The sequence below is a fragment of the Paenibacillus xylanexedens genome (assembly GCF_007676705.1).
Lineage (GTDB): Bacteria > Bacillota > Bacilli > Paenibacillales > Paenibacillaceae > Paenibacillus > Paenibacillus xylanexedens_C.
In genome coordinates this window covers 294,217-308,191 of sequence record NZ_VEBF01000002.1, presented here as the reverse complement: position 1 = coordinate 308,191, position 13,975 = coordinate 294,217, and the positions used below count along the sequence as shown (strand labels likewise).

Below are 13,975 nucleotides of genomic sequence, written 5' to 3'. Positions count from 1 at the left end.
AAGGAGTGCCGGGGGTGACCGAGCATGAACTATTCCATAACTATAACAAAGATGTATATCGCACTTGTCTGTATATGCTGAAGAACATCCAAGATGCAGAGGATGTATGTCATGATGTGTTTATTACTGTATTCCGTCAGGATTGGAGAAATGTAACGTATCTAAAAACTTGGATTATGCGTATCGCCATGAATCATTGTCTTAACATCATTCGAAAGAACAAAGTAAAAAATGAGAACCGAAACAAGCTACAATTGCTGCATGAACAAAAAGTCCTTACCACAGATCCGGTTGATACGATCGTGATGGCTAAGCTTTCATTTGCTGAATTGGAGGAACAGTTACAGAAATTACCAGACAAGCTGCTTAGTGTAGTAATCTTGCGATATATTGGTGATCTCACTATTGCCGAGATTGCAGAGACTTTAAAGATACGTCAAGGTACTGTTCGGACAAGACTGCACAAGGCTCTTAAGCTGATGCGAAAAAAACTGGAGAACTACGAGAAGGTTAAAATGAGAGGAGATAGTACTTATGAATTCAATAGAATATAAAGTTAAAAATCATATGAAGCATTCTAATCCATTGGAGTATCCGGATTTCGATAAAATGTTCAACAGTATTCAAATGGGAGAGCCGAGACTAATCGATGAGATTACTAATAGGCCGCAACGACGGAACATGAAGGCAGCGATCGTCTTGGGTGTATCTGTAGCTGTCATGGCAACTCCCGTATATGCAGCCTTCCAATACGATTGGAGTGATGTCTTGTCCAACAAGTCAGGTATTAATACGTCTCTTCAAGCTGGGTATGGCCAGCTCATTGAACAAAGCGTAACAGCTCACGGAGTTACATTGACGGTACATAACGCGTTTGTAGATGATAACCGGACCGTACTCCTGTATACAGTGAAACCAGAATTAAAAACAGAAGGACAAGAGATCAGATATGATCAAATGGTCCTTAAGGATAGCCATGGAACGCCTATCGAAGGGCACTACTATCAGCAATGGAACGAAGAGCAGGGCGTGTTTCAAGGATATTTCGAGACAGACTGGGTTATGGAAGAGAAACAATCTGACCTTCAGTTCTCCATTACAGATGTTCGGTACTTGCAAGATCTTCAGGAGGAGATTACCCTAAATTCTCAAGATTCGAGCACGCAGAAGTTTAATATACAAAAAAATGGGATAGAAGCAGTAGAAGTTCAATCTTTTGAATATGCTGAAGGTCAAATTATGATTAATTCCGCAGTAACCTTCACAGATCCAGAGATGAAAGGACAGACCTGGGCAAGAATCATGGCTTATGATCAAAAAGAAGACGTTATAAAGGAAATAGAAAGTCCTGTCTATGGTACAGGGGGGGCATCGAGTGAGTACTCTAGCAGACAGATATTTAACGAACAGCAGTTTAAAAAAGGGGACCGTTTCACCTTCGCATATACTCATGAAAAAGAACGGACGGAAGGCACATGGAGCTTGAATCTATCCTTATCACGTCAACAGATGGATACGGGCACATATAAGGAGAAGATGGATATTCCATTGCATTCTTTACCGGAGGAGGCAAGTATAAGTGGGTTGGTAGTAACACCAACACAAATTCGAGTAACGATTGATCATCAGGAAGACTATTATAGGTTGCCTTACCGGACTTATCAATTGGAAGTCAACGGCGAGATTATGGATGGCTATGTTTCTCTTGATGGTAAGATGGATCCGAATCGAACAGAACTGCGGTTTGAGCAGTCGGATTCCATTCTCATGGATGTAAGCTCTCTATCAGGAAAACCGATGACTCTAATCGCTAAGGATCGAGTGGATGAGCATGCAGGAAGTAAGGCTTCTATTCGTCTAACGGATATTTCTACGCATTCACAGACCGTTACAAGCAATTATGAAGGGTATCCTTTAATCTGGACCTATTATATTAAGGACGGCAACCTGTACGTAGAATCTAAAAGTCCAGATACCAATTTCGGCGGGATTAACCAAACTTATTTTCTTGATAGGGAAGAAAAGCACTACTTAATACCGCTATATTTCACTGACTCGGACAATAAGCATATCGAGATGTACAAAGATTTTAAGGGCAAAGATCTAGATCTGTACGTATGGAACTACACTACAAAAAATCCGGATGAAGAATGGAGAATTAACCTCAAAGAGTAATCACTTACGGCAACTGAGTACAGAAATCATGTGTTCATCTAAGGGAAACAGGAGTACGAAAATCGTGGAGCAGTCTAAAGGTTGATAGGCTGCTCCTTTTTCGTTGAGCACTAGCGGCATTCTTAGAGCAAGTGAGCCCTTGATACTGATGAATGGATTGGATCTCAAGACATGTGATTAAAACCTAAGGTGAGAAATCCGTTACTTTGTTTCTAAAATGTTAAAAAAACAGCGTAATCGAGACTTTTGTAAAAGAAATAAGGCGTTTGTGCCATTTCGTTGTCATAGGACACGGATTGACTGTGTAGTGTAGAATTATATAATAAAAGAAGCATATCTTTGTTATTCGACAGAACACGGTGGAGGTGGAAGCATTGGGAAGTTGAAACTGCATATGAACGGCAGAATGGCAAATATCCTACATTTTCGAAGGAGGTGGACCTATTTGCCGAAGAATGACGGCGAATAGGATGACAATTTGAGTGACCCCTTACCGAGTATTATGAATTTAGTATTAATTGGTTTACTTGTATTAATGAATGGTTTCTTTGTGTCGGCGGAATTCGCGATGGTGAAGGTTCGTGGAAGCCGGATTGAGGCTTTGGTGGAAACAGGCAACAAAAATGCCATCTATGCTTCCAATATCGTACGCAATCTGGATGCGTACTTGTCTGCTTGTCAATTAGGTATAACTCTGGCATCACTGGGACTTGGGTGGCTGGGTGAACCGGCGATTGCACACCTGTTAGAACCTATGTTTACCGCATTGGGATTGGGTCCGGTCTATGTACATGGGATATCCATTGCCATTGCATTTGTAATTATTACAATCTTGCATATTGTACTGGGCGAACTTGCTCCCAAGACGATGGCGATTCGCAAGTCTGAGACAATCACGCTGTGGTCTGCAGCCCTGCTAACGTTCTTCTATAAGTTAATGTATCCATTCATATGGGCACTGAACGGTATGGCTAATGGCTTGCTGAGAATGTTCCGAATGGCACCTGCTTCGGAGGTTGACGATGCGCATAGCGAAGATGAAATACGTATTCTGATGAAAGAAAGCAATAAGAGCGGTTTAATTGACAACACTGAATTAGCACTTGTTGATAATATATTTGATTTTACGGATACAACCGCCCGTGAAATTATGATTCCGCGGACGGAAATGATCTGTCTGAATGCCAATCAGTCCATGCTGGAGAATCTGGAGATTGCCAGTGAAAGCATGAGAACCCGGTATCCGGTATATAACGGAGACAAGGATCATATTATCGGCTTTATCCACATTAAAGATCTGATGCGATCCCAACTTACGGATACCATCTCCGTAATCCGGCCCATTCTGGCTGTGCCAGATACCACGCTGATCAGTGATCTGCTCAAGCGTATGCAGCGTAGCAAGACACAGATTGCTATACTGATTGATGAATATGGGGGAACTTCCGGGCTTGTCACACTGGAAGATATCATGGAAGAGATTGTAGGCGAGATTCAGGATGAGTTCGATCAGGAGCGACCTGTCATCGAGCAAGTGGATGAGATGGAATACTCCATTGATGGATTGATGTTGATTGAAGAAGTCAGCGAACGATTCGGACTGGAGATGGATCGTGCCGATTACGATACCATTGGAGGCTGGCTATACTCTAGAGTAGATGCGATCCCACCCCAGATCGGTCAATCAGTTGAGTATGGTGGGTATGTATTTGTCATTCAAGAGACAGAGCATAAGCGAATTTCTCGTGTCAATGTGATTAAGCTTGAACTGTTGGTTGAAGAGGAAGGCGCTTAGCCAGATCGAAATTGTAATGAATGAAGCTGTATGGTGACGCAATGTCATCGTACAGCTTCTTTGCATGCTCATGAATCTTTGGGGGCATGAATGACAACATCGGCGTAACGGTTCTCTGTGACAAAACTATTCTTAATATAAATTCGTTTATAAGTGACGTAAACATTCTCTCCAGGAGCGAGATCATGCTGGATATTCAATTTTTTTCGAGTAGATTACGGGTAACACATAAAACAGAAGTGCCAGAGGCAGAAGGAAGAAAGCAATCCCGAACACACGTAAGGTTTTGACATGGGAGAGGGTTCGCCCACTCTTTTTGAGGAAAAGAAAAGCAAGGATGGGGGACAGTACAAGTCCCCAGATCATAAAGGGCAATACATAGCGGTCAATCCCCATGCTTATCCAGCTTTCTCGGGCTGTAGCTAAGAAATATATTAAGGTCCCGACGGTAAGCACACTCATCAGAATAACAAGCCGACGTTTGAACGAGCTGGAAACTTCGATGTGTAATTCATTTGCATTGGAGCTGTGACGATGCCTTCTGGATTTGGATTGAAGTTTACTCAAGTTATACACCTCATTTGCAGGTCTCGTTGGTTAACATGCTTCCGTGCATACATTACCCAATACATACGGACTGGAATAATTTAGGTTCCACAATGCTGGAGATGTATAAAAAAGACAAAAGACGCTTCCGACAGAAATATCGGAGCGTCTAAATTTTTTTGAAACCTGTCACCCGATCCGTCCGTTTATACCCTTACACAAAATCAAGTATGGAAGCGGAGGATGGATCAATATGCGGAAAATGAAAACGAAGAGTGCATCATCTATACTAAGAATAACCCTTGCTGCCTTGTTAATGGTGCCAGCGATCCTGGCTATATCTACGGCCGAATCAGCCGTTGCAAGTCCGGTTATTAACGTGTCCTCTGGTGCACTTACACCTCCACCGCCGCCAGAACCATCCATCCAATCGTTTGCTACCACTCGGGAACGAGGACATATCTATCAGGCGGTCGGTGCAGTCATCCCTGGAGGAGGACTGTCCGCCATTGTCAATACAAAGACCACGACATATACAGCAATGAAGACACTTTCTGTAGATTATCGATTGGAGCGCTGGACAGGAACAGCATGGGTAACTTTCAAAACCAATTCCAACACTGCAACGAAAACAAACTTACTGAATGCCACATCGGATTGGACCGTTATGCCAGGATATTATTATCGCGTTACCAGTATTCATACAGCGTATGATGGAAGTACCACGGATACAAGCAAACATGTCTCTGGCACCGTGTTATTTTGATCTTATCGACGGGTGCTGCCGGGAAACTTCTGCTCTTGAAAATCGTTGGCAATAGCAGTCATTTCTTTTTCCGAAAGAGTGCCAAACAGACTCATATTGTTGGAACCCATCATCCACTGAAAGGAGTTATAGGGTGGGCCGATATACATCAGTGCTTCCGTGCCGTCCGCCAGCTTTACGGTGCTCATATCACGTAGCATGGCCCCTTCAATTTTCTCCCCAGGCATGACATAGACATAATCAAACTGGATGATCTCATCCTCTATGCTCTTGCCTTCACTGGTATATTGAACTCTCATTTGTGTGGACTCATAATAATCGTCTGGATTCACAGGGTTTTCCGTATCGAGCACGAGTTCGAATTTGACCTTGTTGAATCGCTCGGGAATGGCCTTGGATAACAGAAAGTCACCCATGAACCCTTCGCGTGCGATCTCTTCCGTAACAAGTACTGGACGAAGCAGGTGGCTCGATAACTCATACGAAGGTGTATTAAGAGCCTCTTCTTCTTGTGCTTTAAGAATGTCGTCTAAGCTGGTTTCCGGTGGTGGAGGCGTTTTGGCTGTTGACGGATCAGCCCCCAGATGGGTAGTGCGATCCTCGATGATAATGGATTTCATGCCATTGCCCCAATCCTTGATGGATTGCACAAAAGGGGAAACGGCTTGTGTTCCAGAAGGCAAACTGAATATGACCGCTCCGATCATTACAGATGCAGCGACTACGACAGACAGTCGTAAAGTACGTATTCTTTTTTTACGTAAACCGATTCTGTTAATTTCCTTGTGTACCTTCTGCCACGATTGCTTCATAGATTCGGTATGGGAAGCGGAAGGGGCAGAGACAGCCTGATGGAAAGCTTCGTCAAAAGCCAAGTCAAACGCAGCGTCGAAATATTCGTCTTCCAGCTCTGAATCAAATCGCTCCACATGCTTATCGGACTTGCCGTTGCTCAATGCTTCCACCCCATTCCTTATGTAATTTCTTCTTGATACTGCCGCGGGCTCTGAACAAGCGTTGCTTCACAATGTCTTCGGAGGTGTCCAGCAGCTCGGCCATCTCCCGGTAGGAGAGACCTTGTTTCCACCGTAACTCCACCAATACACGATATTCCGGTTTGAGCTGTCCGAGATAATATTCAATGGACTCTTCCATCATCTGCGTCTCCACCATGCTTTCTACGGAAGCTGCTGTCTGATTCATCGTCTCCATATCTATAAAAACACTATCCGTGTCCAATTGGTTACGGTTATTTTTATTTTTTCTCAGATAATTAATAGCCGTGTTCCGCGTGACGACCTTGAGCCAAGCTTTCAGTTTGACCTCGTCTTCGAAGAGGGGTTTGTTTTTGATGATTTTGATAAAAGCTTCCTGAATAATATCTTCTGCTGCAGCACGTTCCTTGATGATATAAACGATAAGACCATGTACCATATTATAATATTCATAATACACTTCTTCCTGAAGTGCAGAGCCTAAATTATGGAAATCCGAGGCGAGTAGTAACTGGAGCCGATTGGCCATTTTGTTCTCCTTTCTGGTGAACAGTCCACAAACATTGGTATCATTACATTTTACAACATAATATGGAAACGATACAATGGGAGGTTGGTCCGAGAAAAAACAGATGAGGAGAGTACGTGTAGCCTCGGGGACAGTTTGCAGAAAATTAATAAAAGGCTGTCTTGCCAACCGTGAACACATGGTTGCCAGACAGCCTTTACAAAATGTTCAGTGAAAATACATTACGGGAAAGAACTCATCCGTAACCGTTAGAATGCCCAGTCTCCCTTAAGGAAGATAGCTTCACGTTCGCCGTTTGCCGTGATGCCGTAGATGTCTGTCTCGGGAGAGCCCATCATGAAGTCCACATGAGTGATGCTGGTGTTCATGCCACGAGCTGCAAGTTCTTCCGGAGACATCGTTTTGCCACCTTCGATATTGAATGCATAGGAACTGCCGATCGCAAGGTGGCACGACGCATTCTCATCATACAATGTAGTGTAATACAGGATGCCGCTCTCGGAGATCGGGGAATGGAAGGGAACCAAAGCAACTTCGCCAAGATAGTGCGACCCTTCATCCATGGAGATAAGTCTTTCCAGCGTATCCTGACCTTCTTCAGCATGAAAATCGATGATGCGTCCGTTCTCGAATGTGAGTGAAAAACGATCAATGATACTGCCGCCATAACTGAGCGGTTTGGTGCTGGACACCTTACCGTTAACGCCGTGCTTGGCTGGGGCGGTGAATACTTCCTCTGTCGGGATATTGGCAACAAAAGGTGTACCTTGCTCATTCACACTACCCGCCTGCGCCCAGATATGACCTTCAGGAAGCTCGACAGTAAGATCCGTCCCCGGGGAGAGGAAGTGCAGTGCCTGGTACTTTTTGTTATTCAGTGCAACGGCTTTGGTCTCCAGTCGTTCAATGTGCTGTTCCCAAGCCGCTACAGGGTCCTCCAGATCGGCTCTCACCGCAGCAAAAATGGCTTCCCACAACTGGCTAACCTGCTCAGCTGCCGGGAGATCCGGGAATACTTTGGCTGCCCAATCGGGCGAAGGGCAGGCCACACCCGTCCAGCTCATTTTATCTGCCTGTTGATACTGACGGTACTTGGTCATCGCCTGACCAAATGTACGCTGATGGGTCGAGATTCGCTCTGGGTCAATCCCTTTCATCAGGTCCGGACTGGATGATAATACCGTCAGGAAGGCTGCATTATTGGCTGCCAGTTCTTCAAGCTCCGCCGCATGCCATTTGGGTGGCTCTTGGAATGATTCCTCAGGAGCCATTTCAAACCGTAAGCGATTTACGGTTTCATCTCCGTATTTTACAATAACCTGCTTGGCGCCAGCTTCGTATCCCTTGCGCACCAGCAAGCGTACGAATTCAGCGGTATCAATCATCGCACTGATAACAAATACTTGCCCGGGCTGAACGTTAGCCCCTACTCTTACAGCAAGTTCAGCGTAACGATCCAGTTTTTGTTCAAAACTTAACATATGAGTTCCCTCCAATGATTGAATTTCGATCTGTTGACGCAGGAAAAGAGAGGAGTAAAAACTCCTCTCTCCTAATCACATCAAACCGTTTTAAAATGCCCAGTTTCCTTGCAGGAAGATCGGCTCTTCCGCGCCTTCGGAGGTCACGCCGTGGATGTTCATTTCTCCGGATCCAATCATGAAGTCTACATGAGTGAGACTGGAGTTCATACCACGTTCAATCAACTCTTCTTTGGACATCGTTTTGCCACCTTCCAGACAGAAGGCATAGGCATTACCAATAGCCAAATGGTTGGAGGCATTTTCATCAAACAGGGTATTGTAGAACAAAATATTCGTATCGGAAATTGGTGATTGATGTGGAACGAGGGCTACCTCACCCAGATAGTGTGCACCTTCATCCATCTCGATCAAGTTTTTAAGCGCATCCAGTCCCTGCTCAGCGGTGTAATCTACAATTCGACCGTTCTCAAATGTGAGGGAGAATCCGTCAATCAGGTTGCCGCCGTAGCTCAGTGGTTTCGTGCTGCGCACTGTGCCGTTAACACCGGTTTTCAGTGGAGCTGTGAATACTTCTTCCGTAGGCATATTGGCAATAAAGACATGTCCTTGCTCATTCACACTTCCACCGGATACCCAGATATGGCCTTCTGGAAGTTCGATGGTCAGGTCTGTGCCTGGAGCTGTATAGTGAAGCTTTTTGTATTTCTTGTTATTCAGCAGGTCAGCGCGTGAATCCAGGTTTTGCAAATGGGTTTTCCATTCGGCAACAGCATCCTGCTCACCGATCCGTACCGTTTTGAAAATAACATCCCACAGACGATCCACTTGCTGTGCTTCCGGTAGATCCGGGAACACTTTGGCTGCCCATTCAGGAGAAGGAACGGCCACGATAGACCAGCTGAATTTGTCAGCCATCTGATAAGAACGATATTTTTCAAGCGCTTTGCCGCGCACTTTCTGGCTAGTAATGATCCGTTCCTGAGCAACACCATTCAGCAGATCCGGATTCTCAGCGATGACGTGCAGTACTGCGGCGCCTTCTTCAACGAGTTCAGTCATTTCAGCTGCAAACCATTTCGGTTCAATGGAGAAAGCTTCATCAGGGGCAAGATCGTAATGAAGACGGGTAACCGATTCGTCGCTCCAGTTTACTTTAACCAATTTGGCGCCTTTACCGTAAGCGGCTTTGACGATTAGTCTTACAAAATGTGCTGCCGAGATTGGAGCGTTAACCACGAGCGTCTGTCCAGGGTGGACATTGACACCGACTTGAACAGCCAGTTCAGCATATTGCTGCAGATTCGTTTCGAAAGTATTCATGCTATTTTTTCCTCCAATGTGATAATAATATCGTAGCTTGTTGGCTATTATAGATGTTGTTCAAACACGTATTATAATCCTCATTACAACTATGTAAGGACTCAGAAGGGTTCCTTCATTGAATAAGGTATACGTTGCTACGATATATATTGTACAATTAACCAATAATAATTACCAAACTAGGTTTACCAAAAATGTTGGAGAACCACTGTAGATGAGAGATTAAAGGAGAGAATGATTGTGAATATTGAGATTATAAGTGCTGAAATGCGCCGTGAAGATGAAAAAAGTTTTGTGGGGAATACTGTTTTCCGTACAGAAGGCGAAAAGTCAGTGTATGAAATTACCTTCATGAGCAAGAACGGAAAAGACTGGGACTATAGCTTGCATTTCACGGAACAATCCGGAGATGAAGATGAACTGATGCGTATGGACGAGCTGCTTGAGAATGATGACGACTTGTACAATCAATTGCTCGATGCTGCATTGGAAGCATATCCGGCTTAACAGGCCGAGATGTTCTTGTTCTATTGTGGCGTGTCGATGACTATACTAGACGGTGTATGCCCGAAACAGGGTGTATACCGTCTATTTTATTGGAAATGTTGAATAGATGATCCAGAAAAGGGAAGTCTACGAGATGAATGGAACCAGAGAGACAATCCGCCTAATGGGAGGTAACCGTGAATGGCATCTGACAATCTGATAACAGAAGGGTTGACGGGGCTTGAAGAAGTCGCGCCCGATATCCTGAGTCTGCGCACACTATTCGTTAATGTCGTGTTCATCGGAGAGCCAGGAAGCAGGAACTGGGTCCTCGTGGACACCGGAATGGCGAAATTCACTGATCATATTGTTCAGATTGCAGCAGAACGTTTTCAAGGTCCACCGTCTGCGATCATATTGACTCATGGTCACTTCGACCATGTAGGAACCGTTATCGAACTGGAACAATTCTGGGGTGTGCCTGTGTATGCTCACCCGCTTGAAATTCCGTATTTAACGGGGTTAAAAGACTACCCGCCAGCGGACCCTTCTGTAGGTGGAGGTCTAATGTCCAGGTTGTCATTCGCTTATCCCAATGAGGCAATCAATCTGGATGATCGGATATTCAGCTTACCCAAAGATCATTCCGTCCCTGGCGTATCCGGATGGGAATGGGTTCATACGCCAGGTCATACCCCTGGACATGTGTCGCTTTTTCGGGAAGCTGATCGTTTGCTGATTGCGGGAGATGCGATCATCACAGTGAAGCAGGAATCGCTGTGGAGTGTGTTGCTTCAGGACAAACAGTTGCACGGCCCACCGTCCTATTTCACCACCGATTGGCATGCTGCTCATCAATCGGTTCAGCATATAAGGCATCTCGAGCCGAAACTTGTGATTACCGGGCATGGGCATGCTTTAAGCGGTGATATGCTGAGTGAATCCCTGAAGCAGCTTGATCTGGACTTTGAAGAGAGCACGGTCCCGGAACACGGCAAATATGTGGATTGATTGAACCCTGATATGAATGGTACCCGAGACAGCCGCAGCGGATTGCAGCTGTCTTTTTTCAGCCTTTTTTGTGTTTCCATCATGAATTTGTTCTCTATCATAGATTGGTATTTTGTGCTCGGGCATGATATAGTCGAGCCGTATAATATAACCTTAGTATGCAGGAGGTACATATAACGATGACACAGCAAAATGCAGCATTTGAAGAACAATTTGGAGGGATTCCGGCCGTTTGGCTTCGTTTTAATCAATTTGAAGCGGCAGTTATTCCAAGCGTGGGTGCCAACCTCGTCGCTTTCCGTGATACAGAAAAAGGATTCCGTTACTTGAGAGAGCCGGATCAGGATCAAATGGATGAGTTTATGGCTGCACCTGCGGTCTATGGAATTCCGATTCTTTCTCCACCGAACCGTTATGAAGATGGACGTTTTCCTTGGAATGGTAAAGTCTATCAACTGCCAGTGAACGAACCTGCAACAGGCAACCATTTGCATGGGTTCTTACATGATGCCGAGTGGAAGGTAGAAGGATATGGATCGGACCAGCTGGAGAGTTATGTGCTGCTTAGCCAGGACGTGAAGGAAGGACATACATTCCATCAGTACCTGCCGTTTACGTTCACGGTAACGCTTCGTTACTCTTTGAGCAGCCAAGGACTTCAGCAGCAATTGATCGTTCGTAACAACGGGAAGGAATACATGCCTAATCTGTTTGCATTCCACACCGCGATTGCTGTACCATTTGCACCGGATAGCCAATCCTCGGATTACACGGCCAAAATTACGATTGGACAACGTCGTGAATTGAATGAGCGTTCCCTGCCAACAGGACAATTTCAACCGCTTTCACCAGAAGAAGAACAGTTGAAGAAAGATGGAGTTAGTCCGTTCTTTGCAGCTATGGATAATCATTACACCGCAGAGCCTCAGAATGGACGTAACTATATGGAACTTACGGATCATCGTACTGGAGACAAACTTATATATGATGTGGGTACATCTTACAAGCACTGGATGATCTGGAACAATAACATGGGTGGTGATTTCTTCTGTCCAGAACCTCAGATGAACCTGGTTAATGCCCCGAATGTTGAAGGCATCCCGGCGGAAGAAATCGGTTTGATTGGTCTGGAGCCAGGCGAATTGTTCGAACAGACAAGCCGACTGTATCCAATTGCGTCACAAAAATAAATTCACGCTCGTTTTGCGTTGCGCTTACAATTTTGTCGAAAAGGTGAAAACCTGCTCGTAAATCATGTATAATATGACGAGATACACAAGCTTTGTAGAGACCCAAACCATTTTTTTGGAGGAGGACAAGCAAGTGGAATACCGCATTGAGAGAGATACGTTAGGCGAAATGAAAGTACCAGCTGACAGGCTGTGGGGAGCTCAGACGCAGCGCAGTAAGGAGAACTTTCCGATTGGCCGTGAACATATGCCGATGGAAGTTATACGTGCTCTTGCCATTTTGAAAAAAAGTGCTGCGGCCAGTAACCATAAATTAGGTAAATTATCTGCGGCCAAATCAGATGCGATTGCTTATGCAGCAGACGAGATTATTGCAGGTCGAATTGATGACCATTTCCCTCTGGTTGTGTGGCAGACCGGTAGCGGAACGCAATCCAATATGAATGTGAACGAGGTCATTGCTAATCTGGGTAACCAACTGCTGGAGCAGAAGGGCAAGGAAGAGCGTTTGCATCCAAATGATGACGTGAACATGTCCCAGAGCTCCAACGACACATTCCCAACAGCTCTGCATGTCGCAGGTGTTTTGGCTGTTGAAGATCAACTCTTGCCGGCCATTGCGGTATTGAAAGCCACTTTTGCAGACAAGTCGGATGCATTCAAGGATATTATCAAAATTGGACGTACTCACCTTCAGGATGCTACACCGATTACTCTGGGCCAGGAGATCAGTGGTTGGGAAGCCATGCTGGGCAAGAGCGAGCGCATGATTCGTGAAAGTGTGCAGTATCTGAAGGAGCTCGCGATCGGCGGTACAGCTGTCGGAACCGGAATCAATGCACATCCTGACTTTGGGGATTTCACTGCCAAGGAGATTGGCAAGCATACAGGTAAAGATTTCGTATCTGCACCCAACAAATTCCACGCACTTACAAGTCATGATGAAGTTGTATATGCGCACGGTGCCGTTAAAGCGCTTGCAGCAGATTTGATGAAAATCGCCAACGACGTACGCTGGTTAGCCAGTGGTCCTCGCAGTGGATTGGGAGAGATCCGGATTCCGGAGAATGAGCCAGGCAGCTCCATTATGCCAGGTAAAGTTAACCCAACTCAGAGCGAAGCAATCACCATGGTGGTGACGCAGGTCATGGGGAATGATGCAGCGATTGGTTTCGCGGCAAGCCAGGGTAATTTTGAACTGAATGTATTCAAACCGGTTATCATCTATAACTTCCTGCAATCCGTGCAACTGCTGGCGGACTCCATAATTGCGTTTAATGACAAGTGTGCGGTAGGCATCGAGCCTAACCTGGATCAGATTGAACATAATCTGAACAATTCGCTTATGCTGGTTACAGCGCTCAATCCGCACATTGGTTATGAGAATGCAGCCAAAATCGCGAAGCTTGCACATAAAGAAGGCTTGTCTTTAAAACAGGCAACGTTACAAACGGGCCTGCTTACCGAAGAGCAATTTGATCAGTATGTCGATCCAGCCAAAATGATCGCTCCAAAGGCCTAAAATCAGCCTAAATGAGGAATAAAAATCATTGATGAAGACGACCTGCATAAGCAGGTCGTTTTTCTAATGCAAATCGATGAACTTAAAGCTTGTCAGGCTATACGTATACATATAAACTACATATGCAACAGGTGTATTGAAATTGAATAGGATTCG

13 protein-coding genes are annotated in these 13,975 nt (G+C 45.1%); 8 read left to right on the top strand and 5 right to left on the bottom strand.

Annotated elements, in window-relative coordinates; all coding sequences use genetic code 11:
• Nucleotides 1–14 precede the first annotated feature (14 nt).
• The 3 genes from FS628_RS11270 to FS628_RS11260 all read left to right on the top strand — a co-directional run bounded on the left by FS628_RS11270 (nucleotide 15) and on the right by FS628_RS11260 (nucleotide 3,970).
• The gene (locus FS628_RS11270) at nucleotides 15–554 is read left to right on the top strand and encodes an RNA polymerase sigma factor (protein ID WP_145321939.1); all 540 of its coding nucleotides are present in this window, start codon (nucleotides 15–17) and stop codon (nucleotides 552–554) included.
• On the top strand, nucleotides 535–2,175 hold the full coding sequence (locus FS628_RS11265) for a DUF4179 domain-containing protein (RefSeq protein WP_145321937.1): 1,641 nt from the start codon (nucleotides 535–537) through the stop codon (nucleotides 2,173–2,175). Before FS628_RS11270 ends, FS628_RS11265 begins: the two co-directional genes overlap by 20 nt.
• 502 nt (nucleotides 2,176–2,677) lie before the next feature.
• Nucleotides 2,678–3,970, top strand: coding sequence for a hemolysin family protein (locus FS628_RS11260; protein ID WP_145324090.1), 1,293 nt, complete (start codon nucleotides 2,678–2,680; stop codon nucleotides 3,968–3,970).
• 183 nt (nucleotides 3,971–4,153) lie between these two features.
• Here FS628_RS11260 and FS628_RS11255 read toward each other — a convergent pair whose 3' ends face one another.
• Nucleotides 4,154–4,537: a hypothetical protein gene (locus FS628_RS11255; RefSeq protein ID WP_145321935.1), complete on the bottom strand. Its 384-nt coding sequence runs from the start codon at nucleotides 4,535–4,537 to the stop codon at nucleotides 4,154–4,156.
• A 232-nt stretch (nucleotides 4,538–4,769) separates the two neighbouring features.
• Between FS628_RS11255 and FS628_RS11250 the strand changes: the two genes are divergently transcribed.
• The gene (locus FS628_RS11250) at nucleotides 4,770–5,282 is read left to right on the top strand and encodes a hypothetical protein (protein WP_145321933.1); all 513 of its coding nucleotides are present in this window, start codon (nucleotides 4,770–4,772) and stop codon (nucleotides 5,280–5,282) included.
• A gap of 2 nt (nucleotides 5,283–5,284) precedes the next feature.
• Here the strand turns inward: FS628_RS11250 and FS628_RS11245 are convergent, their stop codons facing one another.
• From FS628_RS11245 to FS628_RS11230, 4 genes are all read right to left on the bottom strand, one after another.
• On the bottom strand, nucleotides 5,285–6,238 hold the full coding sequence (locus tag FS628_RS11245; RefSeq protein WP_145321931.1) for a hypothetical protein: 954 nt from the start codon (nucleotides 6,236–6,238) through the stop codon (nucleotides 5,285–5,287).
• On the bottom strand, nucleotides 6,216–6,806 hold the full coding sequence (locus tag FS628_RS11240) for an RNA polymerase sigma factor (protein WP_145321929.1): 591 nt from the start codon (nucleotides 6,804–6,806) through the stop codon (nucleotides 6,216–6,218). Before FS628_RS11240 ends, FS628_RS11245 begins: the two co-directional genes overlap by 23 nt.
• Nucleotides 6,807–7,054: 248 nt before the next feature.
• Nucleotides 7,055–8,287 (bottom strand): aminopeptidase, encoded by a 1,233-nt coding sequence (locus tag FS628_RS11235; protein ID WP_145321927.1) that lies wholly within the window; start codon nucleotides 8,285–8,287, stop codon nucleotides 7,055–7,057.
• A gap of 90 nt (nucleotides 8,288–8,377) precedes the next feature.
• Nucleotides 8,378–9,610, bottom strand: a complete 1,233-nt coding sequence (locus tag FS628_RS11230) for an aminopeptidase (protein ID WP_145321925.1) — start codon at nucleotides 9,608–9,610, stop codon at nucleotides 8,378–8,380.
• 234 nt (nucleotides 9,611–9,844) lie between these two features.
• Here FS628_RS11230 and FS628_RS11225 point away from each other — a divergent pair, with 234 nt between their 5' ends.
• The 4 genes from FS628_RS11225 (at nucleotide 9,845) to fumC (ending at nucleotide 13,819) form a co-directional block, all read left to right on the top strand.
• Nucleotides 9,845–10,117, top strand: a complete 273-nt coding sequence (locus tag FS628_RS11225; protein ID WP_145321924.1) for a hypothetical protein — start codon at nucleotides 9,845–9,847, stop codon at nucleotides 10,115–10,117.
• 180 nt (nucleotides 10,118–10,297) lie between these two features.
• A complete protein-coding gene (locus FS628_RS11220; RefSeq protein WP_145321922.1) occupies nucleotides 10,298–11,107 on the top strand; it encodes an MBL fold metallo-hydrolase in 810 nt (269 codons plus the stop codon).
• A 179-nt stretch (nucleotides 11,108–11,286) separates the two neighbouring features.
• Nucleotides 11,287–12,297, top strand: coding sequence for an aldose 1-epimerase (locus FS628_RS11215; RefSeq protein WP_145321920.1), 1,011 nt, complete (start codon nucleotides 11,287–11,289; stop codon nucleotides 12,295–12,297).
• 133 nt (nucleotides 12,298–12,430) lie between these two features.
• Nucleotides 12,431–13,819: a class II fumarate hydratase gene (gene fumC / locus FS628_RS11210; protein WP_145321918.1), complete on the top strand. Its 1,389-nt coding sequence runs from the start codon at nucleotides 12,431–12,433 to the stop codon at nucleotides 13,817–13,819.
• Nucleotides 13,820–13,975 lie beyond the last annotated feature (156 nt).